This is a genomic window from Salinimicrobium catena, assembly GCF_900102915.1.
Classification (GTDB): Bacteria; Bacteroidota; Bacteroidia; order Flavobacteriales; family Flavobacteriaceae; genus Salinimicrobium; species Salinimicrobium catena.
Genome location: NZ_FNGG01000001.1, coordinates 450,279 through 472,919, shown reverse-complemented (window position 1 = coordinate 472,919; position 22,641 = coordinate 450,279). Strand labels below are relative to the sequence as shown.

At 44.9% G+C, this 22,641-nt stretch carries 22 protein-coding genes; 16 read left to right on the top strand and 6 right to left on the bottom strand.

Features of this window, described 5'->3' with window-relative positions; genetic code table 11:
* Window positions 1–10: 10 nt before the first annotated feature.
* The 3 genes from BLS64_RS02175 to BLS64_RS02165 are packed head-to-tail and all read left to right on the top strand — an operon-like array spanning window position 11 to window position 3,837.
* Entirely contained in the window at window positions 11–1,195 is a 1,185-nt protein-coding gene (locus BLS64_RS02175; protein ID WP_093111271.1) for a phosphoglycerate kinase, read from the top strand.
* Window positions 1,196–1,249: 54 nt separating this feature from the next.
* Window positions 1,250–2,839, top strand: a complete 1,590-nt coding sequence (locus BLS64_RS02170; protein ID WP_093111269.1) for a lytic transglycosylase domain-containing protein — start codon at window positions 1,250–1,252, stop codon at window positions 2,837–2,839.
* A 20-nt stretch (window positions 2,840–2,859) separates the two neighbouring features.
* On the top strand, window positions 2,860–3,837 hold the full coding sequence (locus tag BLS64_RS02165; RefSeq protein WP_093111267.1) for a DUF4837 family protein: 978 nt from the start codon (window positions 2,860–2,862) through the stop codon (window positions 3,835–3,837).
* Between the two features lie 60 nt (window positions 3,838–3,897).
* Here BLS64_RS02165 and BLS64_RS02160 read toward each other — a convergent pair whose 3' ends face one another.
* A complete protein-coding gene (locus BLS64_RS02160) occupies window positions 3,898–4,095 on the bottom strand; it encodes a Sec-independent protein translocase subunit TatA/TatB (RefSeq protein WP_093111265.1) in 198 nt (65 codons plus the stop codon).
* A 116-nt stretch (window positions 4,096–4,211) separates the two neighbouring features.
* On the opposite strand from BLS64_RS02160, the gene BLS64_RS02155 reads away from it, so the two are divergent.
* From BLS64_RS02155 to rfbD, 7 genes are read left to right on the top strand one after another with little or no spacing between them, the layout of a single operon-like run.
* Window positions 4,212–5,081, top strand: coding sequence for a M23 family metallopeptidase (locus BLS64_RS02155; RefSeq protein WP_093111263.1), 870 nt, complete (start codon window positions 4,212–4,214; stop codon window positions 5,079–5,081).
* Window positions 5,082–5,086: 5 nt separating this feature from the next.
* Window positions 5,087–6,583 (top strand): GH3 auxin-responsive promoter family protein, encoded by a 1,497-nt coding sequence (locus BLS64_RS02150; RefSeq protein WP_093111261.1) that lies wholly within the window; start codon window positions 5,087–5,089, stop codon window positions 6,581–6,583.
* Window positions 6,584–6,593: 10 nt separating this feature from the next.
* A complete protein-coding gene (locus tag BLS64_RS02145; protein ID WP_093112261.1) occupies window positions 6,594–8,303 on the top strand; it encodes a DUF6909 family protein in 1,710 nt (569 codons plus the stop codon).
* On the top strand, window positions 8,300–9,322 hold the full coding sequence (rfbB, locus tag BLS64_RS02140) for a dTDP-glucose 4,6-dehydratase (RefSeq protein ID WP_093111258.1): 1,023 nt from the start codon (window positions 8,300–8,302) through the stop codon (window positions 9,320–9,322). The genes BLS64_RS02145 and rfbB overlap by 4 nt, the downstream gene beginning before the upstream one ends.
* Window positions 9,319–10,176, top strand: a complete 858-nt coding sequence (rfbA, locus tag BLS64_RS02135; protein WP_093111256.1) for a glucose-1-phosphate thymidylyltransferase RfbA — start codon at window positions 9,319–9,321, stop codon at window positions 10,174–10,176. The genes rfbB and rfbA overlap by 4 nt, the downstream gene beginning before the upstream one ends.
* Window positions 10,176–10,724, top strand: coding sequence for a dTDP-4-dehydrorhamnose 3,5-epimerase (gene rfbC / locus BLS64_RS02130; RefSeq protein ID WP_093111254.1), 549 nt, complete (start codon window positions 10,176–10,178; stop codon window positions 10,722–10,724). The genes rfbA and rfbC overlap by 1 nt, the downstream gene beginning before the upstream one ends.
* Window positions 10,721–11,569 (top strand): dTDP-4-dehydrorhamnose reductase, encoded by an 849-nt coding sequence (gene rfbD / locus BLS64_RS02125; RefSeq protein ID WP_093111252.1) that lies wholly within the window; start codon window positions 10,721–10,723, stop codon window positions 11,567–11,569. Before rfbC ends, rfbD begins: the two co-directional genes overlap by 4 nt.
* Here rfbD and BLS64_RS02120 read toward each other — a convergent pair.
* Window positions 11,561–12,226, bottom strand: coding sequence for an SRPBCC family protein (locus BLS64_RS02120; RefSeq protein WP_093111250.1), 666 nt, complete (start codon window positions 12,224–12,226; stop codon window positions 11,561–11,563). The two genes, rfbD and BLS64_RS02120, sit on opposite strands and share 9 nt — an antisense overlap.
* 174 nt (window positions 12,227–12,400) lie before the next feature.
* Between BLS64_RS02120 and BLS64_RS02115 the strand changes: the two genes are divergently transcribed.
* Together BLS64_RS02115 and BLS64_RS02110 are read left to right on the top strand one after the other, a co-directional pair.
* The gene (locus tag BLS64_RS02115; protein ID WP_093111248.1) at window positions 12,401–13,390 is read left to right on the top strand and encodes a UDP-glucuronic acid decarboxylase family protein; all 990 of its coding nucleotides are present in this window, start codon (window positions 12,401–12,403) and stop codon (window positions 13,388–13,390) included.
* A 45-nt stretch (window positions 13,391–13,435) separates the two neighbouring features.
* Window positions 13,436–14,254 carry a glycosyltransferase family 2 protein gene (locus BLS64_RS02110; RefSeq protein WP_245693356.1) on the top strand — a complete coding sequence of 273 codons (819 nt, stop codon included), beginning with the start codon at window positions 13,436–13,438 and terminating at the stop codon, window positions 14,252–14,254.
* Here BLS64_RS02110 and BLS64_RS02105 read toward each other — a convergent pair.
* Window positions 14,246–15,490: a phenylacetate--CoA ligase family protein gene (locus tag BLS64_RS02105; RefSeq protein ID WP_317039623.1), complete on the bottom strand. Its 1,245-nt coding sequence runs from the start codon at window positions 15,488–15,490 to the stop codon at window positions 14,246–14,248. The genes BLS64_RS02110 and BLS64_RS02105 overlap by 9 nt on opposite strands.
* Before the next feature lie 154 nt (window positions 15,491–15,644).
* Here BLS64_RS02105 and purD point away from each other — a divergent pair, with 154 nt between their 5' ends.
* Window positions 15,645–16,919, top strand: coding sequence for a phosphoribosylamine--glycine ligase (purD, locus tag BLS64_RS02100; protein ID WP_093111242.1), 1,275 nt, complete (start codon window positions 15,645–15,647; stop codon window positions 16,917–16,919).
* Here the strand turns inward: purD and BLS64_RS02095 are convergent.
* A complete protein-coding gene (locus BLS64_RS02095) occupies window positions 16,911–17,141 on the bottom strand; it encodes a DUF6341 family protein (protein WP_093112257.1) in 231 nt (76 codons plus the stop codon). The genes purD and BLS64_RS02095 overlap by 9 nt on opposite strands.
* A 40-nt stretch (window positions 17,142–17,181) precedes the next feature.
* On the opposite strand from BLS64_RS02095, the gene BLS64_RS02090 reads away from it, so the two are divergent.
* From BLS64_RS02090 to BLS64_RS02080, 3 genes are all read left to right on the top strand, one after another.
* Entirely contained in the window at window positions 17,182–18,105 is a 924-nt protein-coding gene (locus tag BLS64_RS02090) for a DUF6427 family protein (protein WP_093111240.1), read from the top strand.
* Between the two features lie 124 nt (window positions 18,106–18,229).
* Complete coding sequence (locus BLS64_RS02085) at window positions 18,230–18,841, top strand: DUF4254 domain-containing protein (RefSeq protein WP_093111238.1); 612 nt, start codon at window positions 18,230–18,232, stop codon at window positions 18,839–18,841.
* Window positions 18,842–18,859: 18 nt separating this feature from the next.
* Window positions 18,860–19,894, top strand: a complete 1,035-nt coding sequence (locus tag BLS64_RS02080) for a glycosyltransferase family 9 protein (RefSeq protein ID WP_093111236.1) — start codon at window positions 18,860–18,862, stop codon at window positions 19,892–19,894.
* 2 nt (window positions 19,895–19,896) lie between these two features.
* On the opposite strand, the gene BLS64_RS02075 is transcribed toward BLS64_RS02080, so the two are convergent.
* Together BLS64_RS02075 and BLS64_RS02070 are read right to left on the bottom strand one after the other, a co-directional pair.
* Window positions 19,897–21,420 (bottom strand): glycosyltransferase family 39 protein, encoded by a 1,524-nt coding sequence (locus BLS64_RS02075; protein ID WP_093111234.1) that lies wholly within the window; start codon window positions 21,418–21,420, stop codon window positions 19,897–19,899.
* A 127-nt stretch (window positions 21,421–21,547) separates the two neighbouring features.
* Window positions 21,548–22,600 (bottom strand): ferredoxin--NADP reductase, encoded by a 1,053-nt coding sequence (locus BLS64_RS02070; protein ID WP_093111232.1) that lies wholly within the window; start codon window positions 22,598–22,600, stop codon window positions 21,548–21,550.
* Window positions 22,601–22,641: the final 41 nt, after the last annotated feature.

Below are 22,641 nucleotides of genomic sequence, written 5' to 3'. Positions count from 1 at the left end.
AACAATAACTATGAAAACGATAGACGACTACAATTTTCAGAATAAAAGAGCTTTAATAAGGGTAGATTTTAATGTGCCGCTAAACGAAGATCAGGAAGTGGGGGACACGAGTAGGATTGAAGCTGCCAAACCTACCATTATTAAGATACTTGAGGATGGCGGAAGCGCCATTTTAATGTCTCACCTTGGAAGGCCCGAAGGAGTAGAGCAGAAATATTCTTTAGAGCACATTGTTAATAAGGTTTCTGAGATCATTGGGGTAAAGGTGAAATTTGTTCCTGCATGTGTAGGGGAAGTGGCCAAAGAGGCTGCCGATGAACTACAGCCGGGCGAAGTGCTACTGCTGGAAAACCTCAGGTTTCATCCCGAAGAGAAGAAAGGTGACGATGATTTTGCTAAAGAACTGGCATCCCTCGGAGATATCTACGTGAACGACGCCTTTGGAACTGCGCACAGGGCGCATGCTTCTACCACGATCATCGCGAAATACTTCGACGATAAATGCTTCGGATATTTACTGGCCAAAGAGATAGAAAGCCTGAACAAAGTTCTTGGTAACTCCCAAAAACCCGTGACTGCCGTTCTGGGCGGGGCGAAAGTTTCGACCAAGATCACTGTTATTGAGAACGTTCTTGACAAAATAGACCATTTGATCATCGGCGGAGGAATGACCTATACCTTCATAAAAGCCCGAGGCGGAAAGATAGGCAGCTCTCTTGTGGAAGATGACAAGCAGGAGCTAGCCCTGAAGATCCTGAAAACCGCAAAGAACAAAGGAGTCCAGGTGCATTTGCCGGTAGATTCGGTAATTGCCGACAGTTTTTCTGAACTGGCCAATACCGAGGTGGTGCCGGTAGATGAGATCCCCGATGGATGGATGGGACTTGATATAGGCCCAGAAACCGTAAAGAATTATGGCAGTGTGCTGGAGGATTCCAAAACCATACTCTGGAACGGCCCAATGGGTGTTTTTGAGATGGAACCTTTTGCCAAAGGCACCATTGCTGTTGGTGAGTACATAGCCAGTGCCACTAAGAAAGGCGCTTTTTCACTTGTAGGCGGTGGGGATTCTGTAGCAGCCGTAAAAAAATACAATCTTGAAGACCAGGTAAGTTACGTATCTACAGGGGGCGGAGCCATGCTTGAAATGCTGGAAGGGAAAAGTCTTCCGGGAATTGAAGCCATGAAAAAGTAAAGAGGTACGATAATTGAAGCTCCAAAGCTTATTAATGCGAATTAATAAAAACCTATGATTAGAAGAGTTCTGCCTTTAGTGTTTTTGCTACTGTCAGTAAGCCTGTATGCGCAGCAAGAAAGAACAGAGGCAAAAAACGAAAATAAACAAGAGAACGGAGAGCCCGAAGACACCATTCGGCTACCAGAGCAGGATTTCTTCCTGTTAATGAATAGCGACGATGTAGAGATCTCCAACAATGTTCCTATTCATAAGATCATCAAAGATTCTGCTGTTTTTGCCCTTTTGGACGATCCTGGAGCGGCTATGATAGACTCGCTGTGGCAAAAGGAATTGTTCATGTCCAGTCTGTATAACGGGCTGCAGGATTCCCTGGTGAATTTAGATTATAATGAAGTTGTCTATGACGACCTTCCTACCGATACGCTGAAAAAGCGGCTTGAAAAACTCGATGCCAGAACCCCTTTTAAGGTAGAATACAATCCGTTGCTGGAAAATGTGATCAAATCATATCTCAAACGTAACAAAAAATCCATGGAGCGCTTAATGGCGCTCAGCGCGTATTACTTTCCGATGTTCGAACAGAAGCTGGATAAATATAATATTCCGCTGGAAGTAAAATACCTGGCCATTGTTGAGTCTGCCCTTAACCCCAGGGCGAGGTCCAGGGTGGGCGCTACCGGACTGTGGCAGTTCATGTTCGCAACCGGGAAAATGCACGGTCTTGATGTAAGCTCTTATGTTGACGAGCGTATGGACCCAATGATGTCTACAGAGGCGGCAGCCCAGTACCTGTCTACCCTTTACCGGGTTTTTGAGGACTGGGACCTGGTGCTTGCTTCATATAATTCCGGACCCGGGAATGTTTCCAAAGCCATTAGAAGAAGCGGCGGATCCACTAATTATTGGAATTTGAGGCCTTTTCTTCCACGTGAAACAGCGGGTTATGTTCCCGCCTTCCTGGCAACCATGTATATCTTTGAATATGCCGAAGAACATGGTTTTCAGCCGCCAAATCCGCACACTTCCTATTTCGAGACAGATACCATTCAAACCAAACGATTATTGTCTTTTGACCAGATCTCTGAGGTCACAGGGGTAGAGAAGGAGCTGCTTCAGTTCCTTAATCCAAGCTATAAGCTTGACATCATTCCCTATATAGAAGATGAAAAGTACGCCATTCGCCTGCCAAGAAGCCGCTCAGGGTTCTTTGTAAACAACGAAGAGGCTATTTACAGATATGCTGAAGCCGAGCTGGCCAAGGAGGAGAAACCTTTACCCCAGCTTGTTGATTCCGAAAGTCGTATAAGATATCGCGTGCGCAGCGGGGATTACCTCGGAAGGATAGCCGAGCGATATGGGGTGGGTGTAAGCCAGATAAAGCGATGGAACAACCTAAGAAGCAATAACCTTAGAGTAGGGCAGCGGCTGACGATCTATCCGAGGAAACCGGTAACTTCCGGAAGTACGGCATCAAGCAGCAGCAAATCCTCTCCAAAATTCTATACTGTCAAGCATGGAGATTCGTTGTGGAGTATTTCCCGAAAATTTCCGGGAGTTACGGTTCAAAAGATCAAGGATCTCAACAACATGCGTGGCAGCAGCCTAAAACCCGGAATGAAACTTAAACTTTCAGAAGGATAAGCCCTTCAAAATTCAGAAATATGAGAAAAATAACATCACTGGTACTTAGCCTGTTCGTACTTGCGGCCTGTAACGATAACCCAAAAGAAGATCAGGTGGTTTTGACCAGCTCATCTGGCAACATCAATAATCTATCGGTCATCATAGAAAATGAGCTATGGAACGGAGAGGTGGGAGATTCTTTGCGCAAGGTACTGGCTGCGCCTGTAGACGGATTGCCACAGGAAGAACCACTGTTTTCCATAAGCCAGATGCCACCCGAAGCTTTTTCAGGTTTCGTTAGAAAGAACAGGATCTTTTTAAGGGTTCAGAAAGGAAAAGAGGCCAACGTGAAAGTGGCTGAAAATCCTTATGCCCGCCCGCAGACCGGGGTACTTATTTCTGGCCAGACCAATGAGGAGATCATCAATCAATTAGAAGAACATTCCGAAGAGATCGTAAAGGCTTTTAAAGAAACCGAGATCAAGGAAAAGCAGCGGCGAATGAAAAAGTCTTTAAAAGATGATAAACGCCTGGAGGAGGAACTGGGATTGTCGCTCAAGTTTCCTACGGCATACCGCTATGCTAAAGAAGAAGACGATTTCTTTTGGATAAGAAAAGACATTAAGAACGGCAGCATGGAGATCCTGGCCTATGAAGTTCCAAGGCACGTTCTGGAAAAGGATACCAATGTGATTGGAAATATTATCGCGATGAGAGACTCTATAGGGCAGAAACATATTCCCGGACCCCTTGAGGACACTTACATGATCACAGAGGAGGCCTATGCGCCTTACCTTTTTGAATCGCAAATAGACGGTAAGTTCGCCTGGGAAACCAAAGGAACCTGGGAGGTAAAAGGTGCTTTTATGGCAGGCCCTTTTTTAAACTATGCTGTGTTGGATGAGAAGAACGACAGGTATGTGGTGATAGAAGGATTCGCTTTTGCCCCTTCGGCCATGAAGAGAGACCACATGCAGGAGATAGAAGCTATTTTAAAGTCGGCAGACATTAAATAGAGACAAAAGAAAAACCCAACGAAAGTTGGGTTTTTTAATATCTTATAAAAGTTGAAGATCTTACAATCTCTTCTGGTCTTCTTCAGGTTTGCCTGTAGGCTCATCATCTTTGGAAGCGTCTTTGAATTCCTTTATCCCGCTACCTAATCCTCTCATTAGTTCAGGAATTTTCCTTCCGCCAAATAACAACAACACCACCACAACAATGAAAATTATTTGAGGTGTTCCAATAACCCATGGTAAAATAGCTGCGTTCATAATGATAAATTTAGTGTTGCAAAGTTAGCAATAAATCTTTAAATCAAGGGTTTCTGTTAGTATAAAACCAATTTAAAAATTTTCTTTATCCTATCTTTGCCTCAGCCCCTTGAACTATGGAAGAAAATAAAGAACATAAGAGAAAGATTTCCCAGAAGCTGCTGGATAAGTACAGGCTGGTGATCCTCAACGATGATACTTTTGAAGAGAAACTTTCTGTAAATCTTACGCGGCTAAATGTATTTGTTGTATTAACAGTAGCGGTTATCGTATTGATAGCGCTCACTACGGTTCTAATTGCCTTTACCGGCTTGCGGGAATACATTCCGGGTTATTCTTCTACAGAACTTAAACAGCGTGCCGTTACCCTGGCTTATAAAACCGATTCTCTGCAGAACGTGGTGGAGATGAACAACCAGTATATCAATTCCATTAGGAGGGTTCTCACCGGAGATGTCAAAACGGTGGAATTCAACCGGGATTCTCTGCTGGAGAGTCAGAGATCTGAACCCGGAGATATAGATCTTGCCCCTTCAAAAGAGGACTCACTCTTGAGGGAAATGGTGGTGCAGGAAGATAAATATAATTTCCTTGAAACGGCTACCTCAAGAGCGAATTATGCTCTTTTTCCGCCCCTCAAAGGCCCTGTTTCTGAAGGCTACAATATCAAGGACCGCCATTTTGGGATCGATATTGTCGCGGCTCATAACGCTCCTGTGAAATCGGTTGCTGACGGTACGGTCATCTTTGCCGCATGGACTTCACAGACCGGTAACGTGATCATTGTGGAGCATAGCTACGGATTATTGTCGGTTTACAAGCACAATGCTTCCCTCACTAAAGAACAGGGGGAAAGGGTGAAAAAAGGAGAAGTGATCGCTACTGCAGGTTCTACGGGAGAATTCTCTACCGGGCCGCATCTGCACTTTGAGCTGTGGAGCGAAGGTCAACCTGTGAACCCGACAGATTTCATTGATTTTCAATAACTGCTATGTCTATAAAATCATTTTCGGCTAAAATTTTTGCCGCTTACATACAACGAAAAATTGACTCCTGGGCGTCAAAGCCAGTGGAGACCCAACAAAAGGTTTTTAAAGAGCTAATTCAGAAAGCCAAAAACACCAAATTTGGGAAAGACCATTCCTTTGGTTCCATACAATCTCCTGCCGACTTTGCCGCAAAGGTGCCGGTAAGGGATTACGAAGAACTGAAGCCTTATGTGGAGCAGGTGGTCGCGGGAAAAGAAGACATTCTTTGGCCGGGAAAGCCGCTTTATTTCGCAAAAACTTCTGGTACCACCAGCGGCGCAAAGTACATCCCACTTACCAAAGCCTCTATGCCCACCCATATCGAAGCGGCCCGAAATGCCATTTTGTGCTATATTGCAGACACCGGGAAAGCTGACTTTGTAGACGGAAAAATGATCTTTTTGCAGGGTAGTCCCGAACTGGATGAAAAGAACGGGATCAAACTGGGAAGGCTTTCGGGCATCGTGGCCCATTACGTGCCGGGATACCTTCAGAAGAATCGAATGCCGAGCTGGGAGACCAACTGCATTGAAGACTGGGAAACCAAGGTAGACGCGATCGTAGAGGAAACCGTTCACGAAGACATGTCGGTAATAAGCGGTATTCCCTCCTGGGTGCAGATGTATTTTGAAAGGTTGCAGGCCCGCACCGGGAAAAAAGTAGGAGAGATCTTCCCTAACTTTGAACTTTTCATTTACGGCGGGGTAAATTACGAACCTTACCGTGCAAAGTTTGAGAACCTGATAGGACGAAAAGTGGACAGCATTGAACTTTTCCCTGCTTCGGAAGGCTTTTTTGCCTTTCAGGATAAGCAAGATGAAAAAGGTATGTTGCTGCAGCTTAATTCAGGTATTTTCTACGAGTTCATTAAGACTGATGAATTCTTTTCAGAAAACCCGAAGCGTCTCACTATTGGAGAAGTAGAGCTGCACACCAACTATGTAATGATCATCTCAACTACAGCCGGCCTCTGGGCCTATAACCTGGGAGACACCATACAGTTCACTTCGCTGAAGCCGTACAGGGTGATCGTTTCCGGAAGGATTAAGCACTTTATTTCGGCTTTTGGGGAGCATGTCATCGCCAAGGAAGTGGAGCAGGCCATGCAAGAGGCTACTGCAGGAACAGAAGTAAGAATTTCAGAATTCACCGTTGCGCCGCAGATCAATCCCGAAGGCGAACAGTTGCCATATCATGAATGGTTCATTGAATTCGAAAAGGAGCCCGAAGATATGGATACCTTTGCAGATGCCCTGGACAAGTCTATGCAACAACAGAATTCCTATTATTTTGACCTGCTGGAAGGGAAGATCCTGCAGAGATTGAAAATAACCAAAGTCCCGGTTTCCGGATTTCAGGAATACATGAAATCAATAGGAAAGCTGGGCGGACAAAATAAATTACCAAGGCTCTCTAACGATCGTAAGATCGCAGATGCCCTTGAAAAACTTAAAAAATGAGCAAATATATATGAGTAATTTGAAATTACAGGGTCGCACCCGGGCACAGGAAAGTTCCAATGCCATTGAAAGAATGTACATTACCATGCGTCACCTGTTCAACCGCGGTTTCTATAAACCCATGGGAGTATCGGGAGAAACTTTGCGGGAATCCTTGCTGATACTGAGGCCCGAGATCTACGGCTCTGTAGCAGAGGAAAAAGTGGAATTGAACGGACTGCTGTACGTCATTGACAGGTTGCCTATAGGCATTGAAGAATGCAGGTTCATCAACCTTACCAGTGACGAAGGCTACGGAAATTCCCATTTTAAACCCATTGTACCCCCAAAAAGACGCAGAAACTGCTACCGCATAGACGAGGAGCAAATGAATATCGAGATCACCCGCGGGAGGTCTGAGATCTATGACATTTTAACCCATCTTACTTTTCTGTTCATAGAGTCTCACAAGATCATGAGGCGCGTGTTGATAGATGAAGAAGGGGAAGTTTCACGCGACTGGCAAAAGCTGGAAAATGCTGTGCTTAGCAAGGAAGAGCTGTCGCAGGCAGAAAGAGAAGTTGCTCTTACGCATACCGCAAACATTTTAGGGAGAACCTTCAGGGAAGTGACCACTATTTTTCCACTTTTCAGTATTCCCGGAAACAATGAACGTTTTCTGCATATTGTCTATTGGCTGGGTAAACTCGCCCTTGACGAGATGCTCAACAACAACAAACGCATCGTGACCTTTAGTCCGGTGTTGAGAGAAAGGCTGGGTCATCATATTCACGGGGAGATCTGGGCGACCAAGGTGAAGGAAGTGCTGCTTGAAAAGAACCTTTTGAGCCGGCCTTTGCACATTATCAGCGCCAATATGCACAGCGTAATGAACACGCTTTATGCTCCGGAAGCCCTTAAAACTGAGCTAAAAAAGAAAAAACTTTCAGGCATTTACGAAGATCTTAGTAACTCCGCTAATGGCAAGCTGCGTATGAAGGTCATGAAGACCGCTTCCGAAGAAGGCATGACCTTTATTGAAGATACCAGCGGCGCGAACATTGACGTGCAGATCTTTGATACCGCAAAAATGCAGTACGTGAATCCGAAATTCAAGCTCAACGGCGATATTGACGATAAGGAGAAGCCGGTGATCATGGTGATGGATTACGCTTTTGGGGAACAGGCTTATGAGACCATGGATGAAATGCTGAAACCGTTGCAAACGGAACAGGGTAATATTCACATGAATGTGGCTTCTATTTCTATCATGGGAAAAGCAGGGATCCTTGTGGGTGGAAAAGGCGATATTATGATCCCTTCTGCACACCTTTTTGAGGGGACCGCAGATAACTATCCGTTCACGAACGAACTGAGCAAGGAAGATCTCGAAGGTCATGGAATTAGTGTTTGTGACGGCGCCATGATCACCGTATTAGGAACTTCGCTTCAAAACAAGGATATTCTTAAGTTCTTCCATGAATCCTCCTGGAATGTGGTTGGGCTTGAGATGGAAGGTGCACATTATCAAAAGGCCATACAGGCCGCCGCCAAATTAAGGGGGAACATCAATGGTGACGTGAAGGTGCGTTATGCCTATTACGCCTCAGATAATCCGCTGGAAACCGGGAGTACGCTGGCTTCCGGAGGTTTGGGAACAACAGGGGTAAAACCAACGTATCTCATTACTGAAAAGATCCTGGAGCAAATCTTTGAATGTGATAATTCCGAAGAAAAATGAATCGGGAACAAAAATATATTCTTGTAACAGGTGGCGCCGGATTTATCGGCTCTAATTACATCAACCTGTTTGTCAAGGATGAAAATTACCATATCGTCAACCTGGACAAGCTTACTTACGCCGGAAATCTGGACAACCTGGAGGTAGAAGGAGCTTCCAATTACACTTTTGTGCAGGGAGATATAAATGATAAGCCGCTGGTAAAGGAGCTGTTCGAAAAATACCGTTTTCAGGAGGTGATCAATTTTGCGGCCGAATCTCATGTGGATAATTCCATTCTGGATCCTTCGGCTTTTGTTGAAACCAATATCAACGGGACTTTTAACCTGCTTCAAAATGCTTATGTGCTGTGGATGAATAAACCTTTCAGCATAAAGGAAGGGTTTAAAAATGCCAGATTTTTGCATGTTTCCACAGATGAGGTGTACGGCACTTTAGGAGCTGAGGGATTGTTCACTGAAGAGACGCCTTACGCGCCAAATAGCCCTTATTCTGCTTCAAAGGCGGCTTCAGACTTTTTGGTGCGCAGCTATTTTCATACCTACGGAATGCCGGTCTTGACCACCAACTGTTCAAATAATTATGGTCCCCATCAGCATGACGAAAAGCTTATTCCCACCATCATTAGAACCGCTCTTAACGAAGAACCTATTCCCATCTATGGCGATGGTAAAAATGTGCGGGACTGGTTATACGTAACAGATCATTGTAAAGGCATTAATCTGGTATTGCGTGAGGGAAGGTTTGGAGAAACTTACAACATTGGCGGCCAAAATGAGCGGGAGAACATTTACATTGCGAAAAAGATCTGTGAGCTGCTCGACAAAAAGATTCCGCGAAAAAGCGGAAAAAGCTATGCAGACCTAATCACCTACGTGGTGGACAGACCCGGGCACGACCGACGGTATGCCATAGACGCTTCAAAAATTGAAGGCGAACTGGGTTGGAAAGCAGATGAGAACTTTGAAAGCGGTATTGCAAAGACAGTGAACTGGTATCTTCAAAAATATCAAAAATGAAAGGAATTATTCTTGCAGGCGGCTCCGGAACAAGGCTTCACCCGCTAACTCTCGCGGTGAGCAAGCAGTTGATGCCGGTGTATGACAAACCCATGATCTATTACCCGCTTTCCACACTGATGATGGCGGGGATCAACGAGATCCTCATCATCTCCACGCCCAAGGACCTGCCTTTGTTCAGGGAACTTTTGGGAGATGGCAGCCGCTACGGGTGCAGGTTCGAGTTCGCTGTGCAGGAAGAACCAAAAGGTCTCGCGGAAGCTTTTGTTATTGGTGCAGATTTTATCGGGAACGATAAGGTAGCGCTGATCTTGGGTGATAATATATTTTACGGTTCGGGGCTTGACAAGTTGCTGCAAAGCAATAATGAACCCGACGGGGGAATGATCTATGCCTATCACGTGCACGACCCACAGCGTTACGGGGTGGTAGACTTTGATGCTTCGGGAAAAGTAAATTCAATTGAAGAGAAACCGGTTTCTCCGAAATCAAATTACGCGGTGCCGGGGATATATTTTTACGACAATGACGTGGTGGAGATCGCCAGGAACATTAAACCCTCGGCCCGTGGGGAGCTGGAGATCACCGATGTCAATAATGCCTACCTTCAGAAACAAAAATTACAGGTAAGCATCTTGGATAAGGGAACCGCTTGGCTGGACACCGGGACCTTTGACTCTCTTATGAAAGCCGCCCAGTTTGTGCAGGTGATCGAAGAAAGGCAGGGCTTGAAGATAGGAGCCATAGAAGAAACTGCCTACCAGATGGGCTATATAAACAAGGAACAACTTCACCGGCTGGCGCAGCCTTTGCTGAAAAGCGGTTATGGTGAATATTTATTACGGATCGATTAATGCTTGAAATAGAAAATACACCGTTAAAAGATTGTTTTATTCTGAAGCCTTCTGTCTTCAAGGACCACAGAGGAACTTTTATGGAAAGCTTTAGTCAGCGAAGGTTTGAGGAAGTGACTGGGCTGCACCTTAATTTTGTGCAGGATAACCAGTCAACTTCAACCAAAGGAGTATTGCGGGGACTGCATTTTCAGAAAGGGAAATTTGCTCAGGCCAAGCTGGTGAGGGCAGTGGTGGGAGAGATACTGGATGTGGTGGTAGACCTTAGGCCCGACTCCCCAACTTATTTGAAGTCATTTAAGGTGATTTTAAGCAATGAAAACCAGTACCAGCTATTCGTGCCTGCCGGATTCGCTCACGGCTTTCTAACACGTTCAGAAACCTCTGTTTTCGCCTATAAATGTGACCAGTATTATCACAAAGATTCAGATGCCGGAATAATTTGGAAAGATCCCACTTTGAACATTGACTGGGAAATGCCAGAAGAAGAGCTCATCCTTTCTGAAAAAGACAAACAATTACCCACCTTAGAATCTCTTGGCTTATGAAAAAAGTATTGGTGACAGGAGCTTCAGGTCAACTGGGGCAGTGTATTAGAAAGCTTTCCTCTAGATACCAGGAGTTCGAGTTCACTTTTACCACTTCTGAAGACCTGGATCTAACCCTTTTTGGAGTGGTTAGCGCCTACTTCAGAAATAACAATTTCGATTATTGCATCAATTGTTCAGCTTATACCAAGGTGGAACAGGCAGAAAGCGAGCAGGAGATGGCTTACCTGGTGAACGCCGAAGCAGTGAAGAACCTGGCGGAAACCTGCTGTGAAAATGAATGTACGCTGATCCATTTTTCAACCGATTATGTTTTCGACGGGAAAAAGGAGATCCCTTATACCGAAGAAGATGAGACAGCACCGCTGAACGTTTACGGAGCTTCAAAGTTGATGGGAGAAGAATACATCAGGAAACACATGGACCGGTATTTCATTTTCAGGACCTCCTGGCTGTATTCAGATATCGGGCACAATTTCTTTAACACCATTCGGAAAAAAGCTGCGGCTGGGGAGACGCTCAATATTACCACTTCCCAGAAAGGGACGCCTACTAATGCTTATGATCTTGCGGGTTTTGTGCTGGAATTAATGGCTTCCGGAAGCCAAAAATACGGCACTTACCACTACAGCAATCAGGGAGAAGCTACATGGTATGATTTTGCCGCAGAGATCCTGGCCCTGAGCGACTCCCGCACAGAGCTTAAAGAGAATAATGATTTTCAGACCATAGCCACCCGTCCGGCATACAGCGTTTTAAACAAGAAAAGGGCCGAAGAGGCCTTTGGAATTCCAATTCTGCATTGGAGAGAAAGTCTAGAAAAGCTATTCCTGGGCTTAGACTAAAGGGATCTTTTTTTCCACGAACCATTTAAAATTGGATATGTCTTCCCGCAGCATATCTTCAAATACCGGATTGATCAATCTTGCAGCGCCTTCGCCGGCTATACCTCCCGGGGCATGATAAGAGATCACCACGTGCACTTCGGTGGCATGGTCTGATGCATCTTTGAACTCCACCTTTCCGGCGTTTTCTATAGATGACCCCGGTAAAGACTGCCAGCCAATGAGATCATAGGGCCGTTCTTTGACGATCTCGCTCTTCCACCGCACTTTGCCAATCCCGCCGGGAATCTTGGCTTCCCATACAGATATGCTGTCGTTTAAGGTATCCACGGTTTCCAGGTGCTCCATGAACAAGGGCAGGTTCTCAAAATTGCGCCAAAACTCATATACATCCTTACGAGGTCTGTTGATTATTTGACGTACCTGAATGTTGACATTTCGGCTTCGGTTGTCGGGTTTTGTCTTGCCAATGGCATCATAGACCGCGCAGTTTCCGGTCGCGCCACGAAACATCAAATATCCGCCTAAAACGGTGTCAAAAATGCTTTTTCTTGATTTCCCCAGGCCCTCATACAGGAAATAGGCACTCGCCAAAAGAGACACCGCACGTTCTGTTGGGCTTACGTTCACATGAAAATTTGATAATAATTTTCTCATAACCTCTTTTTTAGTTGGACCTATTAAATTACTCATTATGAAGGGAAATAAAGATTTACAGCTGTGAGAATACGGTTAAATTATTCTTAAATCCCGACTTCAGCTGTAAGGAAGAAGCTGAGCTTCTTGTATAGCCACAAAAAATCACTAATTTCAAGCTGTTAAAATCACATCATGAAGAAGAAGATCTTGATCACGGGAGCTGCGGGGTTTCTCGGGTCCCATTTATGCGACAAATTCATTCAGGAAGGTTACAAGGTAATTGGAATGGATAACCTCATTACCGGCGACCGAAAGAACATTGAACACCTCTTCAAAAACGAAGATTTTGAATTTTATCATCATGATGTTTCCACCTTTGTTCATGTAGCAGGAAGCCTGGATTATATTCTCCATTTCGCCTCTCCTGCCAGCCCTATAGACTATCTAAAGATCCCTATTCAGACCCTGAAAGTCGGTTCTTTGGGAACTCATAATCTGCTGGGGCTTGCCAAAGAAAAGAATGCCAGGATCCTTATCGCTTCTACTTCGGAAGTATATGGAGATCCTTTGGTGCATCCGCAGAACGAGGATTATTACGGAAATGTGAACACAATAGGCCCGAGGGGAGTATATGACGAAGCCAAGCGTTTCCAGGAATCCATCACCATGGCCTACCATCGGTACCACGGGCTGGAAACCCGAATTGTAAGGATCTTTAACACCTATGGCCCCAGGATGAGGCTGAACGACGGAAGGGTTATTCCTGCTTTCATTGGCCAGGCTTTACGCGGGGAAGATCTAACTGTCTTTGGAGACGGCTCTCAAACACGCTCCTTCTGCTATGTAGATGATCAGGTTGACGGCATCTACAGGCTGCTGCTTAGTGATTATTCCCATCCGGTGAATATTGGAAATCCCAATGAGATCACTATTAAGGATTTTGCCGAAGAGATCATCAAGCTTACCGGCACACAGCAAAAGATAGTCTACAAACCCTTACCTGAAGACGACCCGATGCAGCGCCAGCCTGATATCACCCGCGCCAAAGAGATCCTGGGGTGGGAACCAAAGGTTACCCGAAGCGAAGGCATGCAGAAGACCTATGACTACTTCAGGAACCTGAGCCAAGAGGAATTGCACAGGAGCGAACACAAAGATTTCTCCAAACACATTAAAAAATAAAGTGCCTCGAACTATGGATTTGGACGTTCAAAAGATATTTTTATAATGGGGAAGACTAAAATTGATTATCCCCCTTTAGAAGATCTGATGAAAAAAAGTCCGTTTGTTTCCATTGTAATGCCTGCACATGATGCCGAAGCCTTTATAGCTGAAAGTATTTCCTCTATTCAACAGCAGACACATGAAAATTGGGAACTTCTGGTAATCGATGATGCCTCACATGATCAAACCGCGAAAATAGTGGAGGATCTTATGGCTGAAGACGACCGGATAAAATTGCATTCTCTGCCGGCTAACCAGGGTGCCGGATTTGCACGCAACATTGGTATCAAAGCCTCAAAGGGAGATTATATTTCATTTCTGGATGCAGATGACCTGTGGAAACCTCACAAACTAAAGACCCAGCTCGATTTTATGGCAAGAGAGAAGGTTTATGTCTGTTATTCCAGCTATGAATTAATGGATGAAGACGGCAAAAGCCTGGTCAAAAAGATAGAGGCCCTCGAGGAATTGCCATTTTCGAAACTCCTTAAAGCCAATTACGTGGGGAATCTTACCGGTATCTATGATGCTTCACATCTGGGAAAGATCTTTTGTCCGTTGATCAGGAAGCGGCAGGACTGGGGTCTGTGGCTGTTGGCCGTCAAAAAAGCCGGAGGCGCCCGTGGAATAACAGAGCCTTTGGCCACTTACCGGGTGAGAAAACATTCCATTTCGGCGAATAAATGGGAAATGCTGGGCTACAACTACAAGGTGTACAGGAAAGTTCTGGGGTTTTCCGCGCTAAAAAGCGGTTTCTGGATGCTGCTTTTTCTTTGGGAGCAATTCATGGTCAAGAGCCGACGAAAAGTAGACTTAAAATAACACTTCGAACTGCTTTAACTTTCCTCTTTTACTGCGGTTAAGAGTTTGCTTGTGCTCGAATTCAAGGTCCAACCCGTCTTCTAAATACAAAGCCATTGCTGAGGTTATTTTCTTTCTTTTTTCTGAAGACAGTTCCTTTTCTGAAACGTAGATTATCTTAAAAGAGCCGGGGGCAGTTTGCTGCACGATGAATTCCTTGATCTGGCTGTCGTTCTCGATCACGCTTTTGGTTACATAGTAAAAAGTAAGGCCGGGAACCACTTTTCCGCTGGGCAGTACCGCCACATCATTAGTTCGGCCTAAAAGTTCCTTTAAAATGGGCTTTTTAAGCGTGCTTTCTTCGGAAAGGGTACCGGTATCACCAATGTCATACCTTATGAACGGTTGCGCCCTGTTGTAAAGTGAAGTGATGACAATTCGGCCCTGTTCGCCAAAAGGCAGCACTTTATCGTCCTTATCCACCACTTCGACATACATGGTCTCGCTGTTGAAGACCCATTCTTTTTCAGGATTTTGAAAGGCCAGTAAACCCAGTTCACTGGCGCCGTATTCATTTACCACAGGTACGCCGAATTGCTTCTCGAGCAGTTTTTTGTCCTCCTCAAAGAACATTTCACTGGTCACGATGCAAAGTTTAAGATTGGTGCAGATCTCCTTGAGAACGATGCCTTTCTTCTGAAGGAATTTTGCGAAAAGCACTATGGAGCTGGTGTAGCCGTTGACGTAATCAAATTTTTTCTTCTGAAAATCTATCAGGAATTCTTCCATCTTTTCCTCGCTGAGGTCAAAAATGGGAAAACGGTACCTGAAGCCAAACCTGTCTTTCAGGCGTTCCTTGAAATACCCGAAGCGATCAAGGGGAATTCCGTAGAAACGCGCCTGCACAGAGCGATCCAGGTCCAGCCCGTACCACTGGTACCTGTCATTGAACTCTGCCCAGGAAAGGGCATGGCAAAACCTGTCTTTAGCGAAAATAAAAGGATGACCGCTGCTTCCGGAGGTCTTGCCCACATACACATTTTTGGAATTGTATCCCCTGCTGAACCGTTCTTCTAAAGGGCGCTGCAAATCGGCCTTCTTCATGATGGGGACATCTTCCCAGCGGGTGAATTCCTTACCGCTGAAAAAATCCCTGTAAAAAGCGGTGTTTTTCAGGTGGTAGTTGACGATCTCCTTCTTCTTGCGCTCTACATAATCGGCATATTTTGCCTCGGGAATACGCTGTATTTCCGTCAAAGCATTCTTAGCCCGGTTAATGGGGAATCTGTTGAGTTGTAATGATAGGCTGAACCAGTTCAATACGCTAAAGATAATTGTTTTTTATGCCAATTAATTGGTGCTTCAATTTACAAACATTTATTTTTGACGCAAGATTTAAAACCACTTCCACATGAATATCCTGATTTTAGGTTCCGGCGGTCGCGAGCACACCTTTGCATACAAGATCTCCCAAAGTGAAAAATGCGACAAATTGTTTGTTGCTCCGGGTAATGCCGGAACAGCAAAAATAGCAACAAATGTTTCCATTAAAGTCACTGATTTTGATGCGATCAAAGATTTTGTGCTTCGCGAAAACGTGGAAATGCTGGTAGTTGGTCCCGAGGACCCTTTGGTACAGGGAATAACCGACTTCTTTAAACAGGATGAGGAACTTAAAAATGTGGCGGTAATAGGTCCTTCAAAGCGCGGTGCCTTACTGGAAGGTAGTAAGGAAAGAGCCAAGGAATTCATGGCGATGTACAACATTCCCACTGCCGCTTACGAAAGTTTCAAAAAGGAAAGCCTTGAAGCCGGCAAGCAGTTCCTGGAAACTTTGAAGCCTCCATATGTTTTAAAAGCAGATGGTCTGGCTGCCGGGAAAGGGGTTTTGATCCTGAATGACCTTGAAGAGGCAAAACAGGAACTGGAAAACATGCTTTCGCATGATAAATTCGGGAAAGCCGGTGCGACCGTGGTGATCGAAGAATTCCTTGATGGAATTGAGCTGAGCGTATTTGTACTCACCGACGGAGAAAACTATCTTACATTGCCTACTGCCAAAGATTACAAGCGAATCGGCGAAGGTGATACTGGCTTGAATACCGGCGGTATGGGAGCGATATCACCCGTACCTTTTGCCGATGCGGCTTTCATGGATAAGATCGAGAGCAGGATCATAAAGCCAACTGTTGAAGGTCTTAAAAAAGAGGAGATCGACTATAAAGGCTTTATTTTCATTGGCCTTATCAAAGTGGGAGATGACCCTTACGTGATCGAGTACAATGTGAGAATGGGAGATCCGGAGACCGAAGTGGTACTGCCAAGAATAGAATCAGACCTGGTGGAGGTTTTTGAAAAGGTTTCTTCAGGAAAATTGAATGAGGTAAAACTCGAGGTTAACGAGCAATCGGCCACTACAGTGATGCTGGTCTCAGGAGGTTATCCTGAAGCTTATGAAAAAGGCAAGGAGATCACCGGATTTGAAAATGTAGAAGGGTCATTAATTTTTCACGCGGGTACTTCCGAAGAGAACGGGAAGATCAAGACCAGCGGCGGAAGGGTGATAGCCATCACTTCGTTTGGTGATGATTACAAACAGGCACTAAAAAAATCTTATCAAAATGCAGAAAAACTCCATTTTGATAAGATGTATTTTAGAAAGGACCTTGGATTTGATCTATCCTAAGAAAGAGTGCGCGGTAGAATCGCGGTTCTCTTCGTTGCGGTCATTGATGTTTTTCAATTGCTTCATCCAGTAAAGGAAGGCGGCAAAACCTACCAGGATGAAAAGCCAGTTCACAGCATTGGCAAGAAACCAGCTGTCAAGCTCCAGGTCACGCATGTAATCTAGAGGTGCAAACGCAAAATCCTCAAAAAACGACTGTATACCCTCAAAGATATCCTTCATAGTACTTATATTTAGAACCACAAAAATATAAAAAACCATAATGTTAACAAGCTTTTTTAGCAAATCAAGGCCCATCACCTTTGTCATAGTAGCTTTATACATTTCGGTTTTTTTTGTGATCGCCAACTTTTCTGAAGCCCTGGAATCGGGGTTTCTTTTTTCACTTCGGAAGCTGGGAGTGTTGGCGCTTCTTTTGCTTAGCGTGTTCCTGCTGAATTTTGTCTCAAAAAGGAATGAGCTTACCACCCGAAACGCTTATAAAACCATCTTATTCGCAGCTTTTGCCTGCATGTTCCTGGCCGCTTTGCAGAATGATGCTGCCATCCTGGCCAATTTACTGGTGCTGCTGGCCCTGAGGCGGATAATCAGCTTAAGATCACAACGTGATACGGTGCAAAAGATCTTTGACGCCACCTTTTGGATAGGCATTGCCTCAATATTTTACTTTTGGAGCATCCTGTTCCTTTTTTTGGTGTACTTCGGAATTTTAGTGCATGAAGGTTACCGGTTCAAGAACTGGCTGGTGCCAATAGTGGCGTTTCTTGTGCTCTTTTCAATAGTCACCAGTCTGGATCTCTTGATCACAGATAGTTTTTTTACTTTTTCTGACTGGTTCGTAGCGGCAAATTTTGATTTTTCGCTCTACCGGGAGCCCGTTATTTTAATTCCCCTGGCATTGTTACTGGCGCTTACGGTATGGGCCTCTTTCTTTTACCTGGGAGTGATTCAGAAAGCCAGCGCCAATACCAAAACTTCATTGTTTATAATTCTGCTTTTCATTTTGCTATCCATGACCGTGGCCGTATTCGCGCCTACCAAGAACAGCAGCGAACTCATTTTCTTTTTTGCGCCCCTGGCCATAATCGTGACCAATTACTTCCAGGTTTCAGATGATAAATGGTTCAGGGAGATCATTCTTTGGCTGGTATTGCTACTTCCTTTTATTCTGATGTTGTTCTTTTGATCGGTCATTTCCGGCGGCTCAAAGGCTTAAAAAAACCTAAAAATCTGATTACCTTTGCAACCACGGAATAATTCCGAAGCCATTAAAGAGCTTCATTCCAATTTGAACATTTAAAATAATTGACATGTTTTCAGATAAGGCAAACAAGATCTTCCAGGAGGTCATTGAAAAGTACCATATTATTAACACGGTAGGGCAGGAGTTCGTGAACCCGTATGATGAGAAAAGAAATTTAATAGAGCACTTGCTGTTCAGAAAATGCTGGATAGACACTGTACAATGGCACTATGAGGATATCATTCGTGACCCGAACATCGATCCTGTTGCGGCGCTTAAGCTGAAACGCCAGATAGACGCCTCTAACCAGGACCGTACAGATATGGTAGAGTACATTGACAGCTATTTCCTTGACAAGTACAAAGATGTGCAGCCAAAGGAAGATGCTAGCATCAATTCCGAAAGTCCGGCCTGGGCCATTGACCGCCTTTCTATTCTTGCCTTGAAGATCTACCACATGGACGAGGAGGCTAATCGCGAAGACGCGAGTAAGGAACACAGGCAAGCCTGCCAGAATAAACTGAATGTATTACTTGAGCAGAGAGTGGATCTTTCCACTGCCATTGATCAGCTTCTCAAGGATATTGAGAACGGAGATAAATACATGAAGGTCTACAAGCAGATGAAAATGTACAATGACGAGGAACTTAATCCCGTACTAAGAGGAACAAAAAAATAAGTTTTTCAGGATCTAACAATGGCACGTCTTCAACATATTCTGGTAATAAGGCTTTCGGCCATGGGAGACGTTGCCATGACTGTGCCCGTGATTAAGCGGGTAACAGAAGAATATCCTGAGCTCAAGATCACCGTTCTAACCCGCAAATTCCTTGCACCGTTATATAGTGATATGCCTAATGTGCAGGTGTATGCTGCCGAAGTTCATGGCAGGCACAAAGGAGTGGCAGGGCTAAAGAGATTGTCACGGGAGCTTCAGGATCTGGGGATAGACGCGGTGGCCGACCTTCATAATGTGCTGCGGTCAAACATCCTCAAGGTGTTTTTCCAGTTGCAGGGAATTCCCATAAAACAGATCAATAAGGGCAGAAGAGAAAAAAAAGCGTTAACCCGGCGGGACCACAAGGTTTTCAAAAGACTCAAAACCACTCACCAGCGCTATGCTGATGTTTTTACGGCTCTTGGCTTGAAAATTGACCTTGAAAAAGCAACCTGCCTGCACAGACGGCAACTGCCCCCGGCGGTAAAAGATCTTATTGGGAAGGAACCCAAAAAATGGCTGGGGATCGCGCCGTTTGCGCAACACGACTCCAAATCGTATCCCCGGGATCTTATGAAAGAGGTTTTGAGAGAGCTGGAAAAAGATGATCTAAAGATCTTTCTTTTTGGAGGCGGTTCAAAGGAGATCGCCATTCTCAAAGAGTGGAAAATGGAATTTCCGCATACGGTGAATGTGGCCGGAAAGATCTCTTTTGGAGAAGAACTGGCCCTGATCTCCAATCTTGACGCTATGCTTTCGATGGACAGCGGAAACGGGCATTTAGCGGCTAATTTTGGTATTCCGGTGATCACGCTTTGGGGCCTTACTCATCCTTATACCGGCTTCGTCCCCTTCAAGCAGCCAGAAACCAATTCCCTGCTGCCCGATCTTCGGAAATATCCTGCCATTCCAACCTCTGTATACGGAAAGAGCATTCCTGAAGGCTATGAAGAAGTAATGCGAACCATTCCTTCAGAACAGGTGGTGAGCAAGATCCGCGAAGTTTTAAGCTGAGGTCAGTACCGGTTGAAATTTGCCTCCGCCTGGGGCATTCCGTTTAAAAAATAGATGTAGAAGGTCTTTATCTGCTGGCCCTTGTACACCACCGGGAAGTGAGTGCGGTAAGTGATCTTTTCCGCAGGGATCAAAGCCTGCTGCAGTTCGTCTTTTTCCAAAGGTGAGGTTTTGATGAAGACCACCTGTTTTTGGTTTGCGGCCACATCTGAAGGAATCCCCCAAAGATCATACTGGTTCATTCTTCTCCGGTCATAAGGAAGGCAATAAGTGCTTGGCTGTCCGGGAGTATAGAATGACATCTGCGCGGCTATCTGGTACTTGTCTGAAAGAATGATATAATCCTCCTCCTCAAAATGCCCTTTTATCTCCTGATCCAAAAACTGTCCGAGTTCGCGCCATCCCATGAGCTTACTAAAAGGATCTACGGTCACCGGAACTATTTTTGAAGCCGGAAGGCTGTAGGCCGCAATAATTGGCTGGAACAAGAGCCCGATCAGCAAAAAGAAAGTGACAGCCAGGTAATTTTTGACCCTGTAGATCAACCCCGATCTTAAAATAGCTCTTAGCAGGATAATGTATAACGGAAAATAGGAAAACAACAGCCAGTTGATACGGATCCTTTTAAAGAAGGCAAGCAGGAAGAAGCTTAGGAACACGAAGCCTACCGTTGCCAGTACATACCTCTCGAAATCACCTTTTAAAAAGTCGGCTATTTTAAACCTTTTCCAAAAAAACAGCAGGCACAAAAGCGGCAAATTGAGTAAAAGCTGTCCTCCCAGGAATTCTGATTGATAGGCCAAAACTTTAGACCATCCCGGGAATTCCTTTCCGGCCCCGGCCAGATGCGCGACATGTAAGGCGCCCATCATGCCGTTCTGCACATTCCAGATGATCACAGGGAGAAAGAGGAGAGTGGCCGTAAGCAAAAACAGGTAATAGCCTTTTTGGCGAAGAAGCTTTCTGTTGAGGAATGCCAGGTAAAGCAGTGAAAAAGGGATAAAGTAGAGCAGGGTGTATTTTCCTAATAAGCCTATGCCCATGCTGAGTCCTGCGAAAAACCAGTTCTTTAAGCCTTCTTCCCTAGAGGCGCGATAGAAAAAATAAGTGGTGAACAGCCAGCCCAGCACCGCAAGGATATCTGTTGTAAAGAAAAGAGATACATAGTGATAGGAGGGGAGGACCAGCAAGCCTGCAGAAACTAAAAAAGCGAGCTTTTTATTCTGGTACACCTGTCGGGTAATATGATAGACCCCCAAAGCGAGTAGGCTTCCCAGGGTGATCGCATTAAGACGCACAGCCCATGCCACACTCCCTAATATAGAGGTGGTGAAAGCATTGATATAAGCTATTAGAGGTGGTTTGGAATAGTAGGACCAGTCGGGATATTGGGACCATAGCCAGTATTGTGCTTCTTCGGCATCAAGATCGAATCCGCCCTTTACGGCATAGAGTATCCTGAGCATTGCGACGAGAAAATGCAACAGGAGAACAGCACGCCACCCGAAAGAAGTTAAAACACTCATTATTAGCTATTTAAGTTCTATAAATATAGAATTTCTTAAATAGCTAAGGAGTGATTTTTGTCATCTGGATCTTTTCCCGAAGCCGGGAAAAGATCTTCTCTAAAATGTCCTTTTTAAGGATGACGAATTATACATCGTCATAGTCTATTTTCAGCTTTGAAGAAAGCGGGTGTGCCTGGCAGGTAAGGACCAAACCTTCTTCGATCTCGCTATCCACAAGGATGGAATTCTTCTCCATTTCGGCCTCCCCTTCAGTGATACGGGCCACACAGCTGCTGCAAATTCCACCCTGGCAGGAGTATGGCGCATCAATGCCATTGTCTAAGGCCGCATCAAGAACGGTAGTATTCTTCGGCATGGTGAAGGTGGTCTCTTCATCATCAAGAATGATGGTAATTTCGGTTTGTCCTTCAAGATCAGACTTGACCTCTCCTTCAACTTCGGTGTTGAACAATTCGAAAAGGATCTTTTCTTTTTCAATATCGTTCTTCAGAAGTACCTCTGTGACATGATTGATCATGGCTTCTGGCCCGCAAAGATAGAAACGGGTGAAGGTAGTGCCCTGGAAACGGTTTTTCAGCACGTAATTCACCGTGCTTTCATCAATTCTTCCGTAGTGAGATTCTTCCTCTTTGGTCTGGCTGTAAACAAATTCCACGAACAGCCTGTCGGGGTGTTCCATTTGCAATTCAAGAAGTTCCTTGAAGAAAATGGTATCATCCGGAGTTTTATTTCCGTAGATCAGTACGAACCGGCTGTATTTCTCCTGCTCCAAAGCGGTTTTAAGAATAGAAAGCACCGGCGTGATCCCGCTACCTGCAGCGAAAGCCGCGTAAGTATGAGGATGGCTGTCGTTCAAAGGTTCAAAAACGAACTTCCCTTCTGGAGGATGTACTTCCAGCACATCACCCGGTTGCAGACGGTTATTGGCGATGACAGAAAACATTCCGCCTTTCACTTCTTTTACGGTTACTTTGAAGGTCTCGTCTGTTGGTGGAGTGCAAAGCGAATAGGCACGGCGTATCTCCTTACCTTCAACTTCAGTTTTAATGGTGATATATTGCCCGGCCTTAAAAGCGAATTCCTGCTTCAGGTTTTCGGGTATGTCGAATTCCAGGCTTACGGCCTGTGAAGTTTCTCTAATTACATCCTTGATCTTTAGAGGAAAAAACTTGGTCATTATTTGATTCTTTAGGCGCAAAAGTACAAAGTCTGATACTT